We start from the raw sequence: 21,489 nt of genomic DNA on the forward strand, positions 1-21,489 counted from the left end.
TCTATTACTATATTCAAAAGTATTGTATACTGCCAGGTAAGGCTTTATCTTAGTTATCAACAACATATGGGCAATAGCGCTGGTGCGGTAAGTCTGTAATCGCTGTTCCTGATTTATTTTGTATTTTTAAGCCATCAACATATTACCAAGCTGAATGCCCGATCAACCACAAATTAATTCGCTACTACAAACTTATATCCCCGATATCAGTTCTTACAATGAAATACTGGCTGCTGATAAAACCATGCAGCAGGATTGGAAAACTTTTTTTTCTTCATTGGTAAAAACCGGTACTGCCGAAATAGAGGAGCGCAATAATGATATCCTGCGCCTGTTAAAAGAAAATGGTGTAGCCTATAATATTTACAACGATCCCTCCGGGCAAAGCCGCCCCTGGGAGCTGGACCCCATTCCGCAGATCATTCCTGCAAAAGACTGGGAAACCATCAATGCTGGGTTGATACAAAGAGCCGAATTATTTGACCTGATATTAAAAGATATTTACGGTTCGCAAACACTGATTAAAGAAGGCATCATTCCGCAGGAATTAATTTACCTGCACCCGGGCTTTTTACGGGCTTGTGTAAATATTCCGTTACCCGGCACACAACATTTAATTTTATATGCTGCCGATATGGCCCGTGGCAGCGATGGCCGCATCTGGGTTATCGGCGACAGAACCCAGGCACCTTCCGGTAGCGGCTATGCGCTGGAAAACCGTCATGCCATGAGTACGGTGCTGCCGGAATTTTTCAACAATTTATCTGTAAAAAGATTATCGCCTTATTTTGATGCTTTGCAAAAAGCATTGATGGCCATTGCACCCCATAACAACGATAATCCCAGGATCGTTATCCTTACACCGGGGCCGGACAATGAAACTTATTTTGAACACTCTTACCTGGCTGCCTACCTTGGCCTTACATTAGTGCAGGGAAATGACCTGATTGTAAAAGATAATTTTGTGTGGCTGAAAACTATTGAAGGGCTTGAAAAAATTGATGTCATCCTTCGCCGTTTGGATGATAGCTACTGCGACCCCCTGGAATTAAAAAGTAATTCCTTACTGGGCGTTGCCGGTTTAATGCAGGCAGTAAGAAAGGGCAATGTTGCCATAGCCAATCCGCTTGGCAGCAGCATTGTGGAAAATGCAGGACTGGTACCTTTTTTACCGGCTATTGCAAAACATTTCTGGAATACGGAATTGATCATGCCATCAATTGCTACCTGGTGGTGCGGACAACCAAAAGAAATGCAGTATGTAATTGATAATATTCAAACCTTAGTGATCAAAAGAATTTTCCGCCACGAAGCCGGCACCCGAGCCACCATCGACGGGGCTTCACTTACTGCAGAAAAAATAAAAGCGCTTATTGCTCAAATAAAAGCACAACCCCATTTATATACCGGGCAGGAAAAAATAAATTTCTCCTCTACTCCTTCATGGGTAGAAGGAAAAATAAAACCCTGCCATTCTTTATTCAGAAGTTTTTTAGTTAGTCATAACAACAGCTATATTGCTATGCCCGGCGGCTTAACACGTACCAGTGCGGCAGAAGATAATTTTTTAATCTCCAACCAGCTGGGAGGCATCAGTAAAGACACCTGGGTAATTGCCGCCAGCGAGGAAGAGCAACAACCGGTTTTATTACAATTAAAAACAGATGCCGCAGTATATGCTCCGCAAAAGCGTTCTTTACCGAGCCATACTGCTGAAAATCTTTTTTGGGTAGGCCGTTATACCGAAAGGGTAATTTACAATGCAAGGTTGCAACGCACCGCAATGCAATGGATGCTGAAAAACAATCGTCCGCTGAGTAAGGAAAATGAAATTACAGAAACACTGTTATTGCAGATTTTAACCGGTTGTACTTATACCTTCCCGGGATTTTTTAATGAAGAGGAACCTGAAGTAAGAAACGCTAACTATGATGATCCATGGAAAGAATTAACAGACATTTTATACAATGAAAAAAGAAATGGCAGCCTTAGCCATAATATTACCTTATTAAAAAATGCAGTATACAGTGTAAGAAATTTCTGGGCGCTGGATACCTGGCGAGTATTGCGCCAGATGGAAGAAGACTGGGATAAGGCCAGGCAAAAACACCATGCCGATCATTTAAAAATGATCACTACTATCGACAAATTAAATACATCGATGTTTGCATTTTTAGGTATGAACCGTGAAAGTGTAAGAAGAGAACAGGGCTGGAATATTTTAGACCTTGGCCGCAAACTGGAGCAATCCCTATACATCATCGCACTTTTAAAAAACAGTTTTTATAAAAAACAAAACGAACAAACCGAATACGATCTGCTGGAATCGGTAATGATTGCCACACAGAGTTTAATTACTTACCGGTACACTTACCGTGATCATTTACAATTACCATTGGTTTTAGAATTACTGATGCTGGATATGAATTATCCTAAATCACTGGCCTACCTGGTAAGCAAAATAAAATGGTATGTTTCAGATCTGCCGCAAACAGGAAATGACACCACACTGAGCGAACAGGAAAGACTGATACTGGAAGCAGACACCATGTTAAAATTGGTGGATGGTACCAGTTTGGCGCAGTATGACAGTGCCGGCAAAGACTACAAAACATTGCATGAGTTTTTAGATAAATTAAATGACCTGCTTATCAGCACTTCCATGCTGGTATCTAAAACCTATTTCAGCCATAGCCAGGCACAAAAACAATTATTCACCACTAACTTATTATAAACTCATTGCTGTATTCTGTAACACATACCACCACTTATTTATACCACGAGCAGGTAAGCCTTTGCCATAATATAGCGATGTTAAGCCCCAGAGATACCGCCACACAGGTATGCAGGAGCAGCAATATCATTATTTCTCCTTTACCCGAAGTGCTCGATAGCCACACCGATTTTTTTGGCAATAAAGCTATTTATTTTGTGGTAGAACAGGAGCATGATACTCTTTCTGTAACAGTCAATTCTGTAATAGAAAAAATGCCTATGCCTGTTACTGACCCTGTCAATACTATCAGCTGGGAAGCTGTAAGAGATATGTTGCAGGCTTCTGCAGGGCAATATATTGATGAGAAACAATTTATTGCAGTAACGGATATCACTGCTCCAACTGCTGCCATCAGTAATTATGCTGCTGCATCTTTTACACCCGGCCGGCCTTTATTTAAAGCGGTATACCATTTAATGGAACGCATTTATACCGATTTTAAATTTACACCCGGCTTCACTACCATCTCCACGCCCCTCTCTGCTGTAATGGAAGAAAGAAAAGGTGTATGCCAGGATTTTGCACACTTAGGTATTTCCTGTTTGCATGCCATGGGGTTGCCGGCAAAATACATCAGCGGGTACATAGAAACGTTAGCACCAGAAGGAAAAGAAAAACTTACCGGCGTTGATGCTTCACATGCCTGGTTCTCTGTATTCATTCCCGGAACGGGCTGGGTAGATTTTGATCCTACCAATAATAAAATCCCTGATGAACAATACATCACCGTTGGCTGGGGCCGTGATTATTTCGATATTGTGCCTTTAAAAGGCGTCATCATGAGCAGCAGTCCGCATGAAATGAGGGTATCTGTGGATGTAAGGAGGATGTAATTATTTATCCAGCATTTTTATCACCATGTTCCTGTATAATTTACCAATGGGTATCGTAGTATCGTCAACTTCAATTAACTCGTGGGTAAAAGATTTTATTTTTTCAATCGAGATGATATAAGAACGGTGTGTACGGATGAATTTATTTTCGGGTAACATTTCTTCTACCGAACTGATGGATTGTTTGGAAATAATAACACCCGATGCTGTACACACTTTCACATAATCCTTCATACTTTCTATATAAAATATATCCTGCAATAACACTTTCACCATTTTACGGTCGGCCCTGAAATAAACAAATGGCGCTGCGGAAGCCTGCTCTTGTATAACCGGGATGCTGGCTTCATATTCCGGGGCCAGAGCTACCGTCTTATTTACTGCTTTTAAAAAGCGGTCGAATGGTATTGGTTTTAAAAGGTAATCCACTACATCCAGTTCATACCCTTCCAATGCATAATCCGGGTAGGCTGTGGTAAAAATTACTTTGGGAGGATGCCGCATCGTTTTTAAAAAATCATTACCGTTAAGCTGCGGCATGCGTATATCCAGGAACAAAAGGTCTACTTTGGTTTCCTGCAAAAAAGTTAAAGCCTGTATTGCGTTAGCGCATTCCCCTGCAAGCTCCAGCATCGGCACCTGCTGAATATAGCGTGCGATAATTTCACGGGCAGGTGGTTCGTCATCTATGATCAGGCAACGTATTTTTTTATAGCTGTTCATGAGCTGGTAATTTTTGTGCCGCAGCCGGGGTGAAAAAATGATTGGGCTGTTCGTCCAGCACTATTGCAAGATTTACAATAAACACATCAGGCTCGTTAGTGATATTCAATTCGTATTTACCGGCATACAGTAGCTGCAGCCGGGCCCTTACATTGGCAATACCAATACCAGGTTTGCCAGGTAAATCCGTTTGTTGTTCGTCCAATGGTTTACTGTTGACTACTTTCATTTTTAAACGATTGCCTTCTGTTGAAATTGTTACACTGATCCAGGCATGCTCTACCATATTGCTGGCACCATGTTTAAAACAATTTTCTATAAAGGGTAATAACAGCAAGGGGGCAATATATAATTCTTTTTCATTTTCGGGTAACCGTAACTGAATGTCAAGCTGCCGATCGTAGCGTACTTTTTCAAGCGAACAATAGTTCTGCAACAATTTTATTTCCTTTGATAATGCAGTGAGCGGCTGATTACATTCATATAGCATATACCGCAGCATATCAGACAGGCCGGTAACCAAATGGGCAGCCTGCGGAGCTGTATTTTGTGTGTAAGAATAAATATTGTTGAGCGTATTAAATAAAAAATGTGGGTGCACCTGTGCTTTTAATACCTGTAATTGCGACTCTGCATTTTCTTTTTGCAGTTGCAGGTTTCTTTGTTCTTTGAGGTACCAGTATTTCATCAGTTTAATAGCCGATGCAATACCGCCAATGGTGATACCACCTCTTAAGCCAGCCATCAATCCTAAAAAAATATTAACGGCCGGAGTTCTTTCAGGGCCTTCGTATCGCAGCCCCATTATTTCCTCTCTTACAGATGGAATTATTGTTATTGATAAGAACGCAGACATAGCGGCTGCAATTAAAAACAGCAGGGGTACCCAAACAGCAACTTTCCAGTAAAGCTGCTTAATAACAAAACGTGGGATAACAAAATAGATAAGTGAATAAGTTAAAAACATGTGGGCTGCAAGAAAGATCAGCGATTCAACAATGGCTGCCGGTAACCTTACAAAATACGCCGTTGCGCTATTGATAGCCACAAACGAATACAGGAAGCCCTGGAAAAGCCACCATACCAACCAGAATACCACATGCCGTTTTATACGGTAAGCTGGTGCATCAGAAAATATAAAAGGGTATTGCTGCATAGTAAAACATCCTCAAAATAATATAGAAAGGCCATTTTTAAAAACCCTTCCTCACAAAAATGGTCATACAGTTTAAAAACATCGACAAAAGCTTTTAGTCTGCAAAAAGCAAACCCTGTAAATTATTTACAAGGTTTGCTGCACCTGCCCTCAATAAAGAAGGCAGTATTTACATGGCTGTACTAATTTTTATTACCGTCCGCATTTAATAATGCTACCAGCATATCTTCATCTTTTACCGAACCATTCTTTGCCCAGGAGTCTACAGCAACTTCCAGTGCTTTTTTCAGGGTTTTCAGGGTTTTTCTTTTTTCAATATTCAGCACCCTTCCTTCAACAGCAATGCTGGAGATCAGCTGTTGATGGTTAGTATAAAAATGCACGGTTGCTGTTTTGGGTGTTTTAATGTTTGATTCAATTACCCAAAATCCTTTTGCAGAGATCCATCTGGAAGACACTGGTGCAATGTAGCCTTCTTCGCTTTGCGCATTGGCAAAACCGGAACTCATTACCAGCGCTACCAGTAATGCGGTTGTTTTTAATTTTTTCATGTTGCTTACTTTAAAATGATGAATTGTTTTTCAGCAACAAAACTAAAAACTGTATTAACCTTAAATCAGGATAATAGACAGGAAAGAAAAATCCGGTGCCAGAAATATAAAACCTGTGGATGAAATTATTTAGACATCGCTTTACTAAACGATGTGGATTCTTTTGAGCCGCAGTAAATTTAATGTGTAGAAAAAATTCTATGCAAAATATTTATGATACGCTATTTTATGCGGTTGAAATAGTAATTCTTTATAATAAACCTGGTGAAAATACCGTGTATTTTCTCTCGTATAAAATGCATCTTTAATGTAACCGTTTTTATTTTTTGTAGTACATACTATTACCTTGCAGTGTGCGTTTTTTTTATGAAAACCACTTAACCCTAACATGAAGCATTTTATTTTACCAGTAGCATTTACTGTAATATGTTGTACAGCATTTGCACAAACTAAAAAACCAGACAGTACCAAAAAGATTATCCCTGTGAAAACTTCGCAACCTCAATTAGCCCAGGAAAAGATCTGGCCTATTAATAACATGCCTGCAAAAAATGCAGATGCTGTTATTATTAACCAGCACCTTACCGTAAAAACAAGGCTTAAATTGTAACCCTCATTTTGATTATAGGAGTCTGCTGCTCCTATAATCTTTTTCCCAGCCTCAGATCCAATGTACAAGGGAACTCGCTATTAATTTCCGGGGCAGGCGCATCATACACAAAACTGCCACGGTTGTTTTCCACATAATGCTCCACCACAGCAACCAGTGTTTTTACAAAACGGGGTTCCTGCGTATGGCTGGTATTGCCAAAGCGGCTTACGCGGCGGCTCTCTGCTTCAAAACTATTAACAGGAAATGTATCATAACTTCTGCCACCCGGGTGTGATACATAATAGGTACAACCGCCAATAGAGCGCCCGTTCCAGGTATCCACAATATCAAAAGTAAGTGGTGTATCCACACCAATGGTAGGGTGTAATGCACTGGGAGGTTGCCAGGCCCTGTAGCGTATACCGCACACATACTCACCTTTAACACCTGTACCTGTAAGGGGTACACGAATACCACCGCAAAGTAAAATATACCTTCCTTCGGTAAGCCCTTTTAATTTTACCTGCACTCTTTCCAGCGAAGAATCTACAAAACGTGCCGTGCCGGTGCTGCTCATTTCTTCACCCAAAACATGCCAGGGTTCAATACCCATGCGTATTTCCATACTGATATCTTTAACCACCACCGAACCGTAATGCGGAAAACGGAATTCGAAAAATGGCTTGAACCAGTTGATATCAAATGCATAGCCGGACTGATTTAAATAGTCCACCACATCTCCAAGATCCTGCTCCACATAATGCGGCAATAAATATTTATCATACAGGCTTGTACCCCAGCGCACTAATTTATGTTTGTAGGGCTTTTTCCAGAAAGCGGCTATCAGTGCCCGTATCAGCAGCATCTGCAGCAAACTCATTTGCTTATGCGGGGGCATATCAAAAGCCCTGAATTCTAAAATGCCCAAACGGCCCGAAGAAGAATCGGGAGAATATAATTTATCAATACAAAATTCGGAGCGGTGCGTATTGCCGGTAATATCGGTAAGTAAATGCCTGAAAATTCTATCCGTAACCCAAAACGGGATATACCCTTTTTCCGGAACCTGGCTAAAAGCAATTTCCATTTCGTACAAACGATCTTCCAGGCCTTCGTCTATACGTGGTGCCTGGCTGGTTGGGCCAATAAAAGAACCGGAGAATAAATAAGATAATCCCGGGTGGTGTTGCCAGAAGGTGATTAAACTCCGCAATACATCGGGCCTGCGCAATAAAGGGCTATCTGCCGGTGTAGCGCCACCAATGGTGATATGGTTGCCGCCACCGGTGCCGGTATGCCTTCCGTCCAGCATAAATTTTTCTGTACCTAATCTTGATAATCTTGCCTGCTCATATAAGGTTGCTGTATTAGTTAAAAGTTCCTTCCAGTTTTTTGCCGGATGAATATTTACTTCTATCACGCCCGGATCAGGAGAAACTACCAAACGCTCCATACGGTTATCACGTGGTGGCTCATACCCCTCAATACGCACCTGCATTTTTAAATGGGCTGCCGTGGATTCTATTGAGGCCACCAGGTCTAAATAATGTTCCAGGTAATCCATCGGTGGCAGAAACACATAAATATTGCCTTCTCTAGCTTCCACACTCAATGCTGTTTTTACCGTGGCTACTTCAAAAGCAATTTCCGGCTCAGGCTCTTCTTCCTTTTTTTCTTTCTCCGTTTTTTTTCTTTCTGCTTCAGTGAGTATCTTTTCCTTTACCTGCGGTATAATACGTTGCGGGGGTTGTTCGTGAATAGTTATTGATCCGTAACGTGTAGTGATCGTTTCATGAAAATGATCCAGCACCGGTAACTCTTCAAATAAACTCCGTTCCACCCGTTGCGGCATTTTTGATTTTGCCACCACCGGCAACGATTCTAACGGTAACCGTAACCCGATAGGTGAATTACCCGGAATTAAAAATAAATGCTCCCGGTTAAATACCCATTTGCAGCTCAGCCACTGGCTGTTCCAGTAATTCCATTGCAGCGGCAGGATATAACCCACCGGGTCGCCCAGCCCCTGGTTAAGTAATTGCGCCAGCGTACGCCGCTCAAACGGATCTTTTAAATTAGCTTTTAAAGGGTCTACATTCACCGGATTTTTTCCTTCTGTCCATAAAAAATAAAATACATCTTCGTAAGCTGCACTGATATTAGCCGGGCTTACCGCGAGGCATTTGGCCAGTTCCGTGGCAAATTGCCCGGCTTCTTTATGCGTATATTTTTTATTATTTTTTTCGTGAGCAATCAGTGATACATCTTTCCAGACAGGATAACCATCTTTACGCCAGAACAAACCATATTGCCATCTTGGCAATGGTTCGCCGGGATACCATTTACCCTGCCCATAATGGATCAATCCATTGGGGCCGAATTTTTCTCTTAACCTGAAAATTAAATCATGAGAAAGAATACGTTTTTCTTTTCCATCAGCCGCCGTATTCCATTGTGCCGACTCCATATCATCAATAGAAACAAAAGTTGGTTCTCCGCCCATGGTCATGCGTACATCACCGGCATCTAAATCCCTGTCTACCTGTTCTCCAATAGCATTCATCTCTAACCATTGTTGCTCAGTGTATGGTTTGGTAACACGTGGGTCTTCATAAATACGGGTTACCGAGTTTTCAAATTCAAAACTCACTTCGCATTTGTCTGTAGCACCAACAACAGGTGCAGCACTGGCATAATCGGGTGTGCATGCCAGTGGTATATGCCCTTCTCCTGCAAATAAGCCTGATGTGGCATCCAGCCCGATCCATCCGGCACCGGGTATATACACTTCTACCCAGGCATGCAGATCAGTAAAATCCTTTTCCGGGCCGGAAGGGCCATCCAGTGATTTTTCATCTGCAGAAAGTTGTACCAGGTAACCGGATACAAACCTTGATGCCAATCCCAAATGACGCAATACCTGTACAAATAACCAGGCCGTATCCCTGCAGGAGCCTAAGGCTTTTTCTAAAGTTTCTTCGCAGGATTGTACCCCCGCTTCCATACGTATGGAGTAGTTAATGTCTTTATTTAATTTCTGGTTCAGGTACACCAGGAAATCGTTAATGGTCTTTTTACTTTTATCTATGCCTTCCAGCCATTGCATCAATTTTGGCCCGCTTTCTTTTATTTCCAGGTATGGCACTAACTCTTTCGGTAATTGTCCCTGGTATTTAAAAGGAAAATTCTCAGCGTACTCTTCCACAAAAAAATCAAAGGGATTAATACTTACCAGGTTGGCAATTACTTCCACATCAATTTTAAGTTGTGTGGTTTTTTCCGGGAAAACCACTCTTGCCTGGTAATTACCAAAGGGGTCCTGTTGCCAGTTGATAAAATGATCCTTCGGTTCAATTTGAAATGAATACGATTCGATGGCAGTTCGTGAATGAGCGGCGGGCCTTAACCTGAAAATATGCGGAGAAACTGCGACTGGCCTGTCGTAACTATATACTGTTTTGTGCCTGATTGCTACCCGTATTGCCATAATAAAATTAATTTATGTTGATCAGCAATACAATCGTTTTTTAAATATAGCATTCAATCGGGGGATTGAAAAATTTTATTTAAGGTTTGCCCGCTGATTTCGCAGGTGCCGCAGAAAAAACATTTGATTTGCGGCTTTGCAGCAGCAGCGGAATTTGCGGGCAATTTTTGTGTTGTACCTTTGCAGCAATGATTGAAGTTAAATTAAAAGAAAAAGAAAATAAAGCCACCACTTTTAATATCACCCTTACACCATTGCGCATAGTGTTTATGGGTACACCGGAATTTGCGGTGGCCAGTTTAGATGCCCTGGTAAATGCCGGCTATAACATTGTGGGGGTAATTACTGCGCCCGATAAGCCGGGCGGACGTGGCATGCAATTACAACAAAGTGCAGTGAAAAAATATGCCGTGGAGCATCATTTAAAAGTTTTACAACCGGAGAAATTAAAGAACCCTGAATTTTTAGAAGAACTGAAAGCTTTAAAAGCCGACCTTCAGATTGTAGTGGCATTCCGCATGCTGCCCGAAGTGGTTTGGAATATGCCTCCGATGGGTTCGGTAAACCTGCATGGCAGTTTATTACCACAATACCGCGGTGCAGCGCCTATTAACTGGGCCGTTATTAATGGCGAAAAAGAAACCGGCGTTACTACCTTTAAATTAAAACATGAAATAGATACCGGTGATATTTTATTACAGCAAAGTTTTCCTATCGGCGAAAATGATACCGCAGGTGATGTGCATGATACGATGAAAGAAATTGGTGCACAGCTTTTAGTAAGAACAGTTAAAGGCCTGGTTGATGGCAGTTTGAAAGAGACACCGCAAACGTCGATGGTGAGTGGTGAGTCGTCAATAAAAAACACTGCAGATTTGAGTGGTCATTCACCATTGACCATTGACCATTCATTAAAACATGCACCAAAAATATTTACCGAAACCTGCAAAATTGATTTCAGCAAAACAGTAGCAGCAGTGCATAATTTAATCCGCGGCCTCTCTCCTTTTCCCGGGGCCTTTACAACACTGGATGGTAAAATGTTGAAGATATATAAATGTGAAATAAGCCGGGACGCTACGAGCGGCCTCAATCATAAGAGCATTCAGATCGCTGGGAGCGTTCCGGCCGTTATGACCGATGGTAAAACATTTTTAAAATTTGCCTGCGCCGATGGCTATATCCTGGTAAAAGAATTACAACTGGAAGGAAAGAAAAAAATGACTATCGAAGATTTTTTAAGAGGATATCGTTTTTAAATGCGTCAGACGGCATAGAGCCGTCTGACGCATTTAAAACAAGTTATTTCAATTTTAATTTTTCCAGCAAGGCTTTGCTTAGCGCTGCTTTAGGAACCACTAAACTTATAGTATTGATAGCAAAGTAAGACTCCGACACATTGATATAACCATGAGCCGGCCCTACATCACCCCATGAATTTTTTACTAAAAAATAACTATTGCCATTCCTGGCTTTTTCTATACCGGTAATATGCATCAGGTGATCATCCTGTGTGGTAAGGTTTTCAAATAAAGCCTGTCGGGTGGCCGCATCCGATTTAGCCTCTTTTACATCTCCTGTAAGTACATTCATTTTACTTACCATAACATCAGAAGCCGCACCAAGGTTTACCGCTGCACCAAGCCTTTGCTGAAACCCGTCATTACTCACATCAGCATCCCACAATACAGAATATCCTTTGTTTAAAGCATCTTTGGTCAGTTGTATCATATCGGCTAAAGGCACATTATAGTAAGCGCCATTACTGAAATTATCAGGTACTTCTAAAATAAAGGGCTGGTAATAACCATGATGCGTAAACGAAGTGATATTAACATAATCATTTGCATTAAAATGCAAGGCTTCTTCTGCAAATGTTTGTGGTGTATACGATTTACCATTGTAAGTAAATTTTTCGGGAGGTGTACCCAATGTGGTATCCAGTATATGGGTATAACCGGCCAGCCAGTTTTCAGGTAAGGGGTGTATTGCCATCACACTGTCAACATATTTTTTAAGGTCAGCCGATAATTTTACATGGTTGTGCTGTGTTTGCCCTGCTTTTAATCCGCTGTATACTGACTCCGGCACCGCTCCATAAGTAGCAATTGCCCTTATCAGGTCGTGCCCCAAACCACCTTCGCCAAATTGTGCATGGCCCTGCCTTAAAATATAATTCTTTGCTTTTTCTATGTAGATATTTCTTACGCTGAACATTTCACTCAGGTCGTATTCGCCCCAGCTATTTTTAAGGCATTGGCTTTCCACCAATGAGGTAGTGGAAAAACACCAGCAGGTTCCCGTCATGGCCTGGTTTTTTACGCTGGTGGCTGCAATGCTTTTTTCTACCGTAAAATAATTGGCAGGGTTTCTTGGATTATCTTTTGTATTGGTTTCCTTAGGTTTTACTGCCTGCGGAGCAGCATTCTGAACATCATTTTGTGCTACACCAACCATAAACATTGCAGTGCTTACTGCAAACAAAAACACTTTCTTCATAAAATTTATTTTGAATAATTGATTGTACAATCCAGTTTGTTATCCACCACGCCCAGTGCATCAGCCGCCGCATTACTTAACCGCAGGATGAGGCCGTTGTTTTGTTTGATATCTGTAATCAGGTCTAATACTTTTGCATAGACCACTTTGCCGTTGGCAGTATTGGTGATTTTTAAAATGGTACCCGGCGCTGCATTATTATGAAGGCAATAGTATTTACCATCTTCCCAGCCGCTGGTGCTTTTAAATATACCTCCTTGCCCGTTTTCACTTATTAATTGTTTGCCTTTTGCCTGCTCATCAAAAACTGATTTAAAAATACCTCCTTTAAAGTCGGCAGCTTTAACCGCAATCTCCGGCGTTTTTACCTGTTCAACAGTTTTTACTGGTTTAACGTCTTCCGTTTTGGCATCTTCTTTTTTAGCTTCCTGTTGTTTGGCTTTTGCTGCAGCTGCTTCTGCTGCTTCCTTCATTTTTTCTGCGGCTTGTTGTGCAGCTTTCTTTGCCTCCTCATCATTATTTTTTGATGCCGGTGTTTTTACTGTTTCTTTAGTATACCCAACTATCAGCTGTGCCCCTTCGCTCACGGCATCACTGGTAAGGTTATTCCATTTTTTTATATCTGCAATGGGCACTTTGTTGTACAAGGTGCTGATATGATATAAAGTTTCTTTTTTAGCTACCGTATGATAAATGGGTTTGCCGGTACCATTTTCTTTTGCTGTAACAGCCGGTTTTGTTACCGGTGTTTCCTTTACCGGTGCTGTTTCTTTTACTACAGCAGGCGCCGGGGGAGTAGCAGTTACAGTACCTGGTTTTACAGGAATTTTTAATACCTGTCCTATAGTAAGCCCTTTATCATAATCTATTTTATTATAATTTGCCAGTTCACGGCCATTGATATTGTATAAACGGCCAATGCTACTTAAGCTTTCTTTAGGGCCAACAGTATGTGTGATCACTTTTTGTGCAACGGCAAAAAAGGGTACTAAAAACAAGAGGCAAAATAATTTCTTCATTTTCTAACGCATTATGTTTGCAAATATGCAAAAATTAGTTGGTTTACACAGCCATTTACTTGTTAACAACCGGCTGCAGCGCACAATAAAGCGGTAGGCTGCCGGCCGGCAAATGTGTCGTGTATTATTTGTTAAGAATCCGCCACTCCTTAGGATAATAATTATTGATGCGGTTGGGCAATGCTTTTATCCAGCCCAAAGGCATTTGCCGGTGCTTTATCAATGCCCAGCCTTTTACCGGGGTTTCTATTTTTACATCCTGTTTGCGCAGGTATTGTAAGGCTGTTTCAAGATCAACATCGCAATAAGGTATGTCATCTTTTAAAATAGTACTCAATGCCAGTTCGTGGTGGGGAATTAATTCATTACGAATCACCGTGCCCATTCTTACACCCGCTTTTTTGATGTATAAAGATGACTGGATAACATTCAGGTCCTGTTGCAAATGAAGCGGTACGGCAATGATCTCTTCATTTTGTTTGATAAAGAAAAAATCTGCTGCATTTTTTAACCAGGGCTTTACAATTTCAATGTCATTTTTAGAAATTTTTTCCTGCGTATTTCTTTCTTTTATCGCATACCGGTTAAATGAAGCCGCCTCATTTTTTTTAAATGCGGCAATAAAAAAACCTTCGCCTTTCAATTTATCAGGATAAAACCTGTAGCCATACGCCTGTTTTTTTTCAGAAGTGGTTACCACAATATTCCAGTCAGCTGCAGGTGTCAACTGCACCGTCTGCAATCCCAGTTCTTCTGTCAGCCAGTCGCAAATACTTTCGTCCTCTGCTGTTGAATAAGAACAGGTAGAATAAATCAGTATCCCGTTATCTTTCAGCGATGAAATCACATCAGCTAAAATTCTTTGCTGGCGCTGGCTGCAGAGTATTACATTATTGATACTCCATTCTTCAATGGCCGCCACATCTTTTCTGAATAATCCGCTGCCGCTGCAAGGCGCATCTGCAACAATCACATCAAAGAAATTTTCTACCCGCTGAAAATCTTTGGGGTCGTTATTGGTTACCATTACATTGGCAGCGCCCCACTTGGTAATATTTTCGCTTAAAATATTTACCCTTGTTTTTATTACTTCGTTACTTACCAGTAAGCTATCCGAAGTAATCAGTGACTGAATTAAAGTAGATTTTCCACCGGGCGCAGCGCAGAGATCCAATACTTTTAAGGGTTGAGTACAATCAACGGTTTGTTGCAAGGCCTGTTGCAAAAACATACTGCTGGCTTCCTGTACATAGTAAGCACCTGCATGAAATAACGGATCGGCTGTAAACGAAGGCCTTTCTGAAAGATAAAAACCATTACTGCTCCAGGGTACAGGCTCAGGATTGAAAGTTGAAAATTGAAGGCCGGATACTTTTGCAGGATTCAACCGCACAGAAGTGATCTGTTCCCCGGAAAGATGAACTTTTTTAAAAGCTTCTTCATCAAAGCCTTTAACCTGTTGCAGGGATTGTATTAATGATTCCGGTAAATTCAATATTTATTTTTTATTATACAGCAATACTATCATACACCACCACTTTTTCCCAGAGATGAGCGCACTCTTTTACAAAGTTCAGGTGAATGGGATCTGTCTGGTAACTATCCTGGTCGGCAGCACTGTCAAATATATTTAACCAGCTGATGGAATACGTGGTATCAATTACCCCCCTGCTGGTAGCAGCAGGTTTGCCGATATGAAAAGATTTTATAGTGGTTACTGCTGATAATTTCTGCAGGCCGGCAATTAATTGTTGCAGGTGCAGATCATTGGCAGGTTCTTTTAACCAGAAATAAACATGGTGTATAAAAGCATTTTGCATGTTGATGGTTGTTTTAAGTGTAAGCAGCAAAGTTAACCCGGTGGGGTTAATATTTATTTGTTGTGCCAAGATTTCTCTTGCATTCCTGAAATATAAACTCTATTTTGTCAGTCATCTCCCCTTCTAAACGATTGCGCTGTACTACATTGAAATTTTATTGTTCATTCTAAAAATTTAACCAACAATGAAGCAATTCAAATTTTTGGCTGCCATTCCAATTATTATGGCATTTGTTTTTACGGCCTGCAACAATGCAGATGAAAAAAAAGCCGAACCCACTGCTGCTGCGCCGGATACTACTGCGGCAAAACCTAAAGAAACCGCACCAGCTCCGGCAACTCTTTTTAATGTTGCTGTTATTATTCACAAAGTAGCCAATTATACCAAATGGCTGCCATTGTATGAATCAGATGATTCTGCAAGGATGGCCAATGGTTTAAGTAATTACGTTTTGGGCAGAGGGATGGATAAAGATTCCAATACTGTACTGGTAGCCTTAAAAATGGCCGACCCGGTAAAAGCAAAAGCAATGGCCAGCTCACCTGCACTGAAAGAAAAAATGAAGCAAGGTGGTGTAATTGGCGCCCCCATTGTATTTTTTGAAGAAAACGTAATGATGGACACCAGTACCATGGCCAATACCATTGCCCGTGTAATGGTTACGCATAAAGTAAAAGACTGGGATGCCTGGAAAAAAGAATTTGACAGCCACAAACAGGTAAGGCTTGATGCCGGCCTTGTTGACAGGGTGGTGGGGCATAGCATTGATGACAACCACATGGTAAGAATAGTTTTTGCTATTACCGATATGGCTAAAGCAAAAGCATTTATGGCATCAAAAGACCTGAAAGATAAAATGGCTGCGGCCGGCGTAGAAGGGCCACCAACATTTTTTTATTATACTATTGCTAAAAAATACTAGCACAATATCATGTTTAAAGAAGCCGGGTTTTGAAAACCTGGCTTCTTTTTTTGCAGCAAACCCTTTGTTGTAAAAATAAAAATCCGGCAGATGAATCTGCCGGATAGAAGAAAACAAACTATAGCCATGAAATATTTAAAACCCTAAACCAACTGCAAAGCCTCTTGCAAGCCTCGGAATATCTGCTACTGCGGCCGCAGCGCCGGTGCTTAAATTAATGGTATAAATTTTTGATGTGGTACCTACGGTTAATAATGCGTAAGCTTTGCTGGAAGTACCTCCAATATCAAATCCATTATCAGTTTCTGCATTAATACCTAATGGGCCTACTTCTACCAATGTGCCATTGTTGGGAGGATTCTGCATATATAATTTATCTGTTGCAGGATCAATTACAAATAAAGTAGTTGCAGTGGCACCGGCAAAATTGTTGGTGTATGCTGCTGCTGCAACTGCGGGTGCTCCCGGATTTAAATTACCGTCTATTGCCGCAATTAAACCTGTGTTGGGATCTAAACGCAAATTCTGCCCGGTGTTACTTACTACTCTTATACGATCTACAGTGGGGTTAAAATCAAAACCAAAAGAAGTACCTGCTAACAATGTTGTAAAAGGTGTTGTACCAACCGCAACTGCTGCACCGCTGGACATATTGATCGTATAAATTCTGCTGCTGCTTCCCAATGCATATAACTGGCCTGTTGCAGGACGCATATCCATACCCAAGATATTTTCACCGGCCTGTAAACCGGTAATTGGTTTTGTAACCGGCGTACCAGGACTTGTTAAATTAAAGATCAGTAAATTATTAGCGTTATCAGTACTGTAAGCAACAGGCCTTGTTGGAATAGCTACACCAATAATTGGTGTAGCCAATGTTCCCAGATCAGTGGCTTTACCTGTAGCGGTATCAACCTGGTATAAATTATTTACACCGGCTACCGTTATTGGTGCCAGTATTACTTTATTATCGGGGCTGATATCAAAATCACTGCTACCCATACCCGATATACCCAGGCTGCCTACTTCTACCAGGGCACCGTTATTCGGCGGGTCTTGTTTATATAATTTTTGTCCGTCAATATCAAACAATGTTGTGGTGGCTGCACCTGCAACACTATTGGTGTATGCTGCACCGGTAATTACAGCAGCAGGATTAATAGCCATATCCGTTGCCGCTACAGTTCCTGTTTCAGGATTCAATCTTAAATTCTGCCCCGTATTGGTTACCACACGTATACGGTCCACTGTAGGGTTAAAATCAAAAGCCGTAACTGTACCACTTAATGCAGGTGTAAAAGCTGCAGTTCCTATAGCCCTGGCTGCTCCGCTTTCGGGGTTAATCACATAAATGCGACTACTGTTGCCAAGGCCATACAATTGCCCGGTTGCAGGCCTGAAGTCGATGGCCAGTATATTCTCCCCGGTTTGCAAACCGGTAATAGTAAACTGTGCTGCTACATTTTGCACCGCATTGGCATTGTATTTTATTAATTGATTAGAGGATGATATGCCGAAGAATACAAGATCGGGTTTTACCACTATAACCGGGGGCATTACAACTGTATCATCGTCTTTACTGCATCCGGTAAAGGCTATAATAAGTGCTGCTAAAACAGGGATAAAGATTAATTTTTTCATGTGTTGTTAATTTTGCTTTACAGGCATGTACGGAGAAACAACAACATGGGTTTTAGAAAAATTAATTTTTATTTCAGGCCATCACTGTTACCATCTGCAAGGCAACTGCAGCTAATTTTTTATCGCCGGTAATGGTAATTTGCGGAAAAGCTACTTCAGGTGTAATACCTTTTGAGAAAAGTTTCCACGCAATATCAGGAGTGATGCTGACGGTGGCCGCAGGTTGGGAAGTAATTGTTTTTTTCAATGCCCACTCCTTTTCGGTTTTTTCGATATTCCATTCGCCGCCAATATCCGTAAGTACTTTTATTTGCAGCACCGTTCCTGTTGCAGCGCCAACATTGCGGTAGGTGTACGGCAACGCATACATGAAAGTATCGATAAAAGGATAAAATAATTCCCGGGTAAAAAGGGCCTGCCTGCCAACTGCTTCCCGTATCTGTTGCTGGTGAATAAATTTTTCGGTGTACTCACGGGCAATATGAAACCAGTTGGCAGATTTCTCCTGACCGGCCCAGGCTACAGAAAATATGGCTGTTTCAAAAGGATCGAGCTTTTGCAACTGTTCTATATACTCTTTTCCTGTTGATGCCAGCAATTCAATCAGCAACTGCGGACTTAAACGTTTGGTGGCATTGGTCCACGACATGTTCAGTTGATTGAGGTAAGCCACGAGGTCGGCATAGGAATTAATATTGCCCGCAGCTTCAATATGATTATCGCGGTAATAAGAAATAGTCCGTAGGTTACCGTCCAGCAAATGCGATGCAATATCTTTAACGGTCCACAATTTTGCAATGGTAGGCAATTGCCATTCTTCGGCAGTTAATGATTGAAGTAAATCAATTAATGCTTTATCCAGAACAGGAAAAAGAGGTAAGGTTTGTAATGGTATGTTGCCGGAAGTATTTTGCATCGCCTGTAAATGATACAAAGCTATTAAAAGCAATTAAATAAAAACAGCCTGGTTAAAACCATTTTCCATTCTTCCTGTCCCAGGTGGTAACACCAATTTTAAACTGCACCGGATTGCGGAATTGGTTAGCTGCAGAGCCGGATACATAAACACCCAATTTAAATTTACCCATTTGATTGAAAGGATATTTAAATACCCTTTCAATACCCGAGAATACTTCTATGTAACGCAGGTTATTTCTTTCGGGAGCTATTAAAAATCCGGTACCTGCAATTTCACGCAGGCCGATCTTTTTAAAGAGCGGAATTTTATTTAACAGGGCACCATTAAATTCATGTACATAGTGTCCTTCGTAAAATCGTTTAAAAACAGGAAAGGAAGAATCCAGTGACTGAAATGCTTCGTTAGGATTAGAAAAGAAAACCGGGTCGCCACGTCGCTCTCTTTTATAATCCACCAGCCGCAGGTCTTTTGTATTAAAGAAGGAACCGGTTTTTAAAGTGTATGACGAAATGCCGGCAGTACCAATTTTAATAGACTGTTTCATCCCGAATTCCAGGTAATCAAAATTTACTTTGCTGTCGAATATTTGCGGAATACCTTTTTTCCACGTTGCATAAAATGTAGGCCACGAAGAACCAAGTAGTACCTTTTCTTTGGGTTCCCGTATATAACGTTGGTGTGGTGTATATTCCAGCCGCAGTGTTCCATAAAAAGCATTGTAAGGTTCAAATGCTGCCACCTGGTTATTGGTGCTGTCAAATATATTTCCTATTGAACTACTATCCAGGAACGTTCCTCTTTTATAATCTTTTAATGAACGGCGGAATGCCATATCCACATCTGAATAAAAAAATAATCCGTTGGCTAATTCTAAACTATGGCCGGCTCCCAGGCCCTGGTTAAGATAAAGATTACTGCGGCTGATCATGTTTATCCAGGCATCGCCATTAAAAATATAATCAAAACTTTTCTGCAACCGTATATTATAAGCGCCACGGTTAAACGGGTTGTACATCCTGCTTAACCGTATACTGCCGTTCACATCTTTGTTCCTGATACCATAACTGAGTTCTGTAAACAGGCTTACATTTTTTCTTGACTCATAGGTTTTAAAATAAAAAAATGAAGGTTGTATCCTGGTACCACCAAACTGCAATGGTTGGTATAAATTGGGTATAGGTGGAATATACCAGTTCCTTCTTTTTACATGATCGTTAAAATTCTGGCCTTTAATAAAAAGATTGGCCAAAGTAATTTTATTGATCACTTTGTCCATCGAATCGAGATAGGCTTTGGTATGCGTAGCACTGTAAATACTGTCTTTATAATGAATGAACCGGACTTCTTTTTCTGTTAATGGTTCTGTCCGGTTGATCTGCCAGAAAGTGCTGTCTCTTTTATACGCCTCCGTTGTTGCCGCACTCAGTTCACTACCGAAATATTTTTTTTCAAACTGCTTATGCAATTCAAAATTATTGTAGGTAACCACGGTACGGCCCGATGATTTCTTTTTTCCCGAAGCGGCATTGTAGGTAAACTGCTGCCGGCTCAGCATCCAGGCGCTGTCGTGTATCAAACTGTATTGTTGCTCTACTTCAAAAAAATCATACTCGGCCAAATGATATTTAGGCAACCGCAGTTTGGTGTGCAGCACCACCCAAAGACTATCGGCCACGGTTATTTCTCCTTCTACTGTTGCATTGCTTAATTGCCTTGGCTTAATACTGATAGTGAATATTTTTTTCCCGTTTACGATATCCGTCTTTAAAACTTTATAACGATACGCCAGCAAACCACTGTAACTTAATGGCGATACAAAAGGCGTTTGCGACACAGAAGGTACATTGATGAGGTTATTGTACAAACTAAAATCGCCTTCTGTTGTGGAAAGAAAAAATAAACTTTGTGTATTGCCTCTTCTTTTTATACCCGTTCTTTCTTCTTTACTATTTTTTGCAGAGCCATGATCTAATTGCAATACAATTTCTGCCATTGCCATACGGTTAAGTTCTGCATTGGCTTGTTGTATTTTTAATAGGGAATCACTTATTGGCTTTTTACTTTTTTTCTCCGGCAAAGAATCTTCCTGCAATGCTTTAATATACACTTTACAGGAATAAGGCCCCGAAGCTGCTTCTACAGCATCTTTATTACGGATTACATTACGGATGTACTCTTCTGCCCTGTCACGGTTTTTTCCTTTTACCACTACTTCAGAAAGATTGGTAGCATCAGCCGCTTCCATTATAATATTCTGCAGGTAATCTGCCTTGCCCACAATTACAGTAATCACCTGTGGTTTATAGCCTACCAATGTAATTACAAGATCGTACTTACCTTCTTCCAAAGCTATTGAATAGCTGCCATCTTCTTTAGTAACGGTACCCTGCCTGATCTCTTTTACCTGAATACTTACAAAGGCCAGCGGATCTTGCCTGCCATTGGTGATCTTACCATATACCTTATGATATTGACTGAACGCTGTGGCAGAAAAACCAATGGAAATAAATAAAAGGATCGATCGCATAATACAGTTGGCCAGGTTAAGGAT

The 21,489-nt window shown here is 41.0% G+C and carries 16 protein-coding genes; 5 read left to right on the forward strand and 11 right to left on the reverse strand.

Annotated elements, in window-relative coordinates; all coding sequences use genetic code 11:
- Nucleotides 1–154: 154 nt before the first annotated feature.
- Together ACYVM0_RS15290 and ACYVM0_RS15295 are read left to right on the forward strand one after the other, a co-directional pair.
- A complete protein-coding gene (locus ACYVM0_RS15290; RefSeq protein ID WP_460558203.1) occupies nt 155–2,734 on the forward strand; it encodes a circularly permuted type 2 ATP-grasp protein in 2,580 nt (859 codons plus the stop codon).
- Nucleotides 2,735–2,739: 5 nt separating this feature from the next.
- The gene (locus tag ACYVM0_RS15295) at nt 2,740–3,609 is read left to right on the forward strand and encodes a transglutaminase family protein (RefSeq protein ID WP_460558205.1); all 870 of its coding nucleotides are present in this window, start codon (nt 2,740–2,742) and stop codon (nt 3,607–3,609) included.
- Here ACYVM0_RS15295 and ACYVM0_RS15300 read toward each other — a convergent pair whose 3' ends face one another.
- The 3 genes from ACYVM0_RS15300 to ACYVM0_RS15310 form a co-directional block, all read right to left on the reverse strand.
- The gene (locus ACYVM0_RS15300; RefSeq protein ID WP_460558207.1) at nt 3,610–4,332 is read right to left on the reverse strand and encodes a LytR/AlgR family response regulator transcription factor; all 723 of its coding nucleotides are present in this window, start codon (nt 4,330–4,332) and stop codon (nt 3,610–3,612) included.
- Nucleotides 4,319–5,488 carry a sensor histidine kinase gene (locus ACYVM0_RS15305; protein ID WP_460558209.1) on the reverse strand — a complete coding sequence of 390 codons (1,170 nt, stop codon included), beginning with the start codon at nt 5,486–5,488 and terminating at the stop codon, nt 4,319–4,321. The genes ACYVM0_RS15300 and ACYVM0_RS15305 overlap by 14 nt, the downstream gene beginning before the upstream one ends.
- A gap of 182 nt (nt 5,489–5,670) precedes the next feature.
- Nucleotides 5,671–6,039: a hypothetical protein gene (locus ACYVM0_RS15310; RefSeq protein ID WP_460558211.1), complete on the reverse strand. Its 369-nt coding sequence runs from the start codon at nt 6,037–6,039 to the stop codon at nt 5,671–5,673.
- Between the two features lie 388 nt (nt 6,040–6,427).
- Here ACYVM0_RS15310 and ACYVM0_RS15315 point away from each other — a divergent pair, with 388 nt between their 5' ends.
- Complete coding sequence (locus tag ACYVM0_RS15315) at nt 6,428–6,649, forward strand: hypothetical protein (protein ID WP_460558213.1); 222 nt, start codon at nt 6,428–6,430, stop codon at nt 6,647–6,649.
- A gap of 31 nt (nt 6,650–6,680) precedes the next feature.
- Here ACYVM0_RS15315 and ACYVM0_RS15320 read toward each other — a convergent pair whose 3' ends face one another.
- A complete protein-coding gene (locus tag ACYVM0_RS15320; RefSeq protein WP_460558215.1) occupies nt 6,681–10,118 on the reverse strand; it encodes a transglutaminase family protein in 3,438 nt (1,145 codons plus the stop codon).
- Between the two features lie 188 nt (nt 10,119–10,306).
- Here ACYVM0_RS15320 and ACYVM0_RS15325 point away from each other — a divergent pair, with 188 nt between their 5' ends.
- A complete protein-coding gene (locus ACYVM0_RS15325; RefSeq protein ID WP_460558216.1) occupies nt 10,307–11,377 on the forward strand; it encodes a methionyl-tRNA formyltransferase in 1,071 nt (356 codons plus the stop codon).
- Between the two features lie 43 nt (nt 11,378–11,420).
- On the opposite strand, the gene ACYVM0_RS15330 is transcribed toward ACYVM0_RS15325, so the two are convergent.
- The 4 genes from ACYVM0_RS15330 to ACYVM0_RS15345 all read right to left on the reverse strand — a co-directional run bounded on the left by ACYVM0_RS15330 (nt 11,421) and on the right by ACYVM0_RS15345 (nt 15,525).
- A complete protein-coding gene (locus ACYVM0_RS15330) occupies nt 11,421–12,617 on the reverse strand; it encodes a C1 family peptidase (RefSeq protein WP_460558218.1) in 1,197 nt (398 codons plus the stop codon).
- Between the two features lie 5 nt (nt 12,618–12,622).
- Nucleotides 12,623–13,636 carry a LysM peptidoglycan-binding domain-containing protein gene (locus ACYVM0_RS15335; RefSeq protein ID WP_460558220.1) on the reverse strand — a complete coding sequence of 338 codons (1,014 nt, stop codon included), beginning with the start codon at nt 13,634–13,636 and terminating at the stop codon, nt 12,623–12,625.
- 124 nt (nt 13,637–13,760) lie between these two features.
- Nucleotides 13,761–15,131, reverse strand: coding sequence for a methyltransferase RsmF C-terminal domain-like protein (locus ACYVM0_RS15340; protein WP_460558222.1), 1,371 nt, complete (start codon nt 15,129–15,131; stop codon nt 13,761–13,763).
- Between the two features lie 13 nt (nt 15,132–15,144).
- Nucleotides 15,145–15,525 carry a Dabb family protein gene (locus ACYVM0_RS15345; protein ID WP_460558224.1) on the reverse strand — a complete coding sequence of 127 codons (381 nt, stop codon included), beginning with the start codon at nt 15,523–15,525 and terminating at the stop codon, nt 15,145–15,147.
- Nucleotides 15,526–15,640: 115 nt separating this feature from the next.
- Here ACYVM0_RS15345 and ACYVM0_RS15350 point away from each other — a divergent pair, with 115 nt between their 5' ends.
- Nucleotides 15,641–16,378 (forward strand): hypothetical protein, encoded by a 738-nt coding sequence (locus ACYVM0_RS15350; protein WP_460558226.1) that lies wholly within the window; start codon nt 15,641–15,643, stop codon nt 16,376–16,378.
- Nucleotides 16,379–16,513: 135 nt separating this feature from the next.
- Here the strand turns inward: ACYVM0_RS15350 and ACYVM0_RS15355 are convergent, their stop codons facing one another.
- The 3 genes from ACYVM0_RS15355 to ACYVM0_RS15365 all read right to left on the reverse strand — a co-directional run bounded on the left by ACYVM0_RS15355 (nt 16,514) and on the right by ACYVM0_RS15365 (nt 21,465).
- Complete coding sequence (locus tag ACYVM0_RS15355; protein ID WP_460558228.1) at nt 16,514–18,019, reverse strand: DUF4394 domain-containing protein; 1,506 nt, start codon at nt 18,017–18,019, stop codon at nt 16,514–16,516.
- Between the two features lie 73 nt (nt 18,020–18,092).
- Nucleotides 18,093–18,935 (reverse strand): maleylpyruvate isomerase N-terminal domain-containing protein, encoded by an 843-nt coding sequence (locus tag ACYVM0_RS15360; protein WP_460558230.1) that lies wholly within the window; start codon nt 18,933–18,935, stop codon nt 18,093–18,095.
- Between the two features lie 52 nt (nt 18,936–18,987).
- Nucleotides 18,988–21,465, reverse strand: coding sequence for a DUF5686 and carboxypeptidase regulatory-like domain-containing protein (locus ACYVM0_RS15365; protein WP_460558232.1), 2,478 nt, complete (start codon nt 21,463–21,465; stop codon nt 18,988–18,990).
- Nucleotides 21,466–21,489: the final 24 nt, after the last annotated feature.

It is taken from the genome of Ferruginibacter profundus, assembly GCF_054783275.1.

Bases quoted from the DNA above. Each gene is read 5' to 3' on its own strand.
- ACYVM0_RS15290 (WP_460558203.1), top strand. From the start codon at position 155: ATGCCCGATCAACCACAAATTAATTCGCTACTACAAACTTATATCCCC.
- ACYVM0_RS15300 (WP_460558207.1), bottom strand. From the start codon at position 4,332: ATGAACAGCTATAAAAAAATACGTTGCCTGATCATAGATGACGAACCA.
- ACYVM0_RS15305 (WP_460558209.1), bottom strand. From the start codon at position 5,488: ATGCAGCAATACCCTTTTATATTTTCTGATGCACCAGCTTACCGTATA.
- ACYVM0_RS15310 (WP_460558211.1), bottom strand. From the start codon at position 6,039: ATGAAAAAATTAAAAACAACCGCATTACTGGTAGCGCTGGTAATGAGT.
- ACYVM0_RS15315 (WP_460558213.1), top strand. From the start codon at position 6,428: ATGAAGCATTTTATTTTACCAGTAGCATTTACTGTAATATGTTGTACA.
- ACYVM0_RS15320 (WP_460558215.1), bottom strand. From the start codon at position 10,118: ATGGCAATACGGGTAGCAATCAGGCACAAAACAGTATATAGTTACGAC.
- ACYVM0_RS15325 (WP_460558216.1), top strand. From the start codon at position 10,307: ATGATTGAAGTTAAATTAAAAGAAAAAGAAAATAAAGCCACCACTTTT.
- ACYVM0_RS15330 (WP_460558218.1), bottom strand. From the start codon at position 12,617: ATGAAGAAAGTGTTTTTGTTTGCAGTAAGCACTGCAATGTTTATGGTT.
- ACYVM0_RS15335 (WP_460558220.1), bottom strand. From the start codon at position 13,636: ATGAAGAAATTATTTTGCCTCTTGTTTTTAGTACCCTTTTTTGCCGTT.
- ACYVM0_RS15350 (WP_460558226.1), top strand. From the start codon at position 15,641: ATGAAGCAATTCAAATTTTTGGCTGCCATTCCAATTATTATGGCATTT.
- ACYVM0_RS15355 (WP_460558228.1), bottom strand. From the start codon at position 18,019: ATGAAAAAATTAATCTTTATCCCTGTTTTAGCAGCACTTATTATAGCC.
- ACYVM0_RS15360 (WP_460558230.1), bottom strand. From the start codon at position 18,935: ATGCAAAATACTTCCGGCAACATACCATTACAAACCTTACCTCTTTTT.
- ACYVM0_RS15365 (WP_460558232.1), bottom strand. From the start codon at position 21,465: ATGCGATCGATCCTTTTATTTATTTCCATTGGTTTTTCTGCCACAGCG.